At 61.2% G+C, this 2,800-nt stretch carries 2 protein-coding genes; both read right to left on the bottom strand.

Annotated elements, in window-relative coordinates; all coding sequences use genetic code 11:
* Nucleotides 1-2,229: glycogen/starch/alpha-glucan phosphorylase (locus VGY55_00390; GenBank protein ID HEV2968411.1), on the bottom strand; the 2,229-nt coding region annotated here is incomplete at its 3' end.
* Between the two features lie 135 nt (nt 2,230-2,364).
* A partial coding sequence (locus tag VGY55_00385; protein ID HEV2968410.1) for a phosphoketolase occupies nt 2,365-2,800 on the bottom strand: 436 nt, incomplete at its 5' end.

The following is a 2,800-nucleotide window of genomic DNA, read 5'->3' as shown; positions in this document are numbered from 1 at the left end:
CAAGGCCGCACGAGTTTCCAGCTCGTTTTCATAATGCCAGCGGGGGTTGTACCAACCGCGGCTGGATGCCACCTGCTCGGCGGTCAGGCCGAAAAGGAAGAAATTCTCCTCGCCCGCCTCCTCGGCCATCTCGATCGTGGCGCCGTCGCGGGTGCCGAGCGTGAGCGCGCCGTTCATCATGAATTTCATGTTGCTCGTACCGCTGGCCTCATAGCCGGCCGTTGAAATCTGGTTGGAGACATCGGCCGCGGGGATCAAACGCTCGGCAGCGGTCACGCAGTAATCGGGCAGAAAGACGACCTTCAGGCGGCCGCGAACGGCCGGATCGCCGTCGATCGCTCCCGCCAAATTGTTAATGAACTTGATGATCCGCTTGGCCAGGTGATAAGCCGGCGCCGCCTTACCGGCGAAGAAGAAGGTCCGCGGCGTCATTTCGAGATTCGGGTTCTCGCGCAAGCGATTGTAAAGCACGACGATCCGCAGGGCGTTGAGAAGCTGCCGCTTGTATTCGTGAATGCGCTTCACCTGGCAGTCGAAGATCGTGTCGGGATCAACTGACTGCCCCGATTCCTTGAGCCAATTGGAGAATGCCACTTTGGCCTCCCGCTTTGCTTTGCGGAAGTCGTCGCGGAAGTTGCGGTCGTCGGCCAACGGCTTGAGCAGGCTGAGTTGGGGCAGATCGCTGATCCATCCGTCGCCGATCGCCTCAGTGATCGTCCGGGCAAGCGCCGGATTGGCAAGATACAGCCAGCGGCGCGGCGTGACGCCGTTCGTCTTGTTGTTGAACCGCTCCGGAAACATCTCGGCTAGATCCTTGACCGTCGTCGCACGGAGCAGCTTGGAATGGATCGCGGCCACTCCGTTGGTGCTGTGCGAGCCGACGATCGCCAGATTTGCCATCCGCACCTTGCGCGGCTCCCCTTCCTCGAGCAAGCTCATTCGCTCGACTCGGCCTCGTTCGTCCGGGAACTTTGCCCGCACGGAATCGAGAAACCGCCGGTTGATCTCGTAGACGATTTCCAATTGCCGGGGCAGAAGCGCCTCGAACCACCGGATCGGCCATTTTTCCAGGGCCTCGGGCAGCAGCGTGTGATTCGTGTAGGCCAGCGACCGCTGCGTCAGGTCCCAGGCGGTGTCCCAGTCGAGCCCCGCTTCATCGAGCAAGATCCGCATGAGTTCGGGAACGGCCAAGCTGGGGTGCGTGTCGTTGAGCTGAATGGCAACCTTTTCGGGAAGCTGCTGCCAGTCGTCATTGTCGCGGCGAAAGCGACGAATCAAATCGGCTAGCGAGCAGGCGACGAGGAAGTATTCCTGCACGAAACGCAGGCCTTGTCCCATGCTCGTTGAGTCGTCGGGATAGAGCACGCGGGTGACGGATTCCGCGGCGAGCGTCTCGGAAAGCGCGCCGGCGAAGTCGCCGCGGTTGAACTCCGCGAAGTCGAAATAATTGGGAGTCGCCGCCGCCCACAAGCGAAGCGTGTTGATCGTCTTGCCGCCGTAGCCGACCACCGGCCGATCGAACGGAACGCCGATCAAAGTGGACGGCTTCCCAGCGACTGCCCGAAGGCCGCCGCTTTGCAACTCGAAGGAACAATTTAGCTTGACCTCGACGGTCTCGTTCGGCCGCGCGACCTCCCACGGATCGGGACGGCGGAGCCAGTTGTCGGGCTGCTCGTTCTGCCAGCCGTCTCGGATCGTCTGGCGGAAGATGCCGTATTCATACCGCAGCCCGTAGCCCATCGCGGGAAGCTGCATCGTGGCCATCGAGTCGAGGAAACAGGCGGCCAGCCGCCCGAGCCCACCGTTTCCGAGGCCGGCGTCGGGCTCCGCGTCGAGCATGCTTGGCCAATCGATGTTCTTTTGGTTGACGATCTGCGCGACGAGTGGATCGAGCAGGAGATTGGCCACGTTATTGGCCAGCGACCGTCCAATGAGAAACTCCATCGAGAGATAATAGACCCGCTTGGGATTCTCGCGCCGGTAGGTTTCCTCGGTCTGAATCCAGCGCTGGGAAAGCACATCGCGGACTGAGCGGGCACAGGCCTCAAACCGCTCGCGCGCCCCGGCTTCACCGGAACCGGTCACCTGATCGAAGAGCAAGTGACGCTCGTAAAGCGCGTCGTCGCTGCCGGTGAATTCGATCGGGCCGCAGCCGTATTGCTTTAACAGCTTTGCCAGACCGTCGGTGGCCGCAGGTGCGGTTGGGGCCGTCGCTTTGCTCTTGATCATCGTTGTCTCCCTTCTTGAGGCGGCCATTGCGCGAACAAACGCGGTTCGTTCGGGCTGAATCAGCCGCTCCTAATTCACTCGACAATTAAACATAGTCGCTGCCGGGACGGTTCGCCACCAGAGCGCCGATTCGATTTACACGTTGTCCCCTTCTGTCGACGTTCGTCGTCCGGCGGCCGCGCCGTCGGCCCCCCATTTCCAGCTCCGGATGGCGGGCAGGTCGTCGCCGTGCTTGCAGATGTATTGCTTGTGATCGATCAGGTAGTTCTGAATCGCCTGCTTGAAATAGGCCGCTCGGCTGCCGAGTTGAGGCAGCCGGTCGATTACATCCTCGACCAGATGGAAGCGATCAAGATCGTTGAGCACCACCATGTCGAACGGTGTGCTGGTCGTCCCTTCTTCCTTGTAGCCGCGCACATGCAGGTTCTTGTGGTTCGTGCGACGGTAGGTCAAGCGATGTATCAGCCACGGGTAGCCGTGGAACGCAAAGATGATCGGCTTGTCCTTGGTGAATAGGGCATCGAAATCGCGGTCCGGCAGCCCATGCGGATGCTCGCTGGCGGGCTGGAGC

This window comes from Pirellulales bacterium (assembly GCA_035939775.1).
GTDB lineage: Bacteria > Planctomycetota > Planctomycetia > Pirellulales > DATAWG01 > DASZFO01.
Note: the sequence above shows the minus strand (reverse complement) of the source record. Positions and strands in the feature narration are given on the sequence as shown.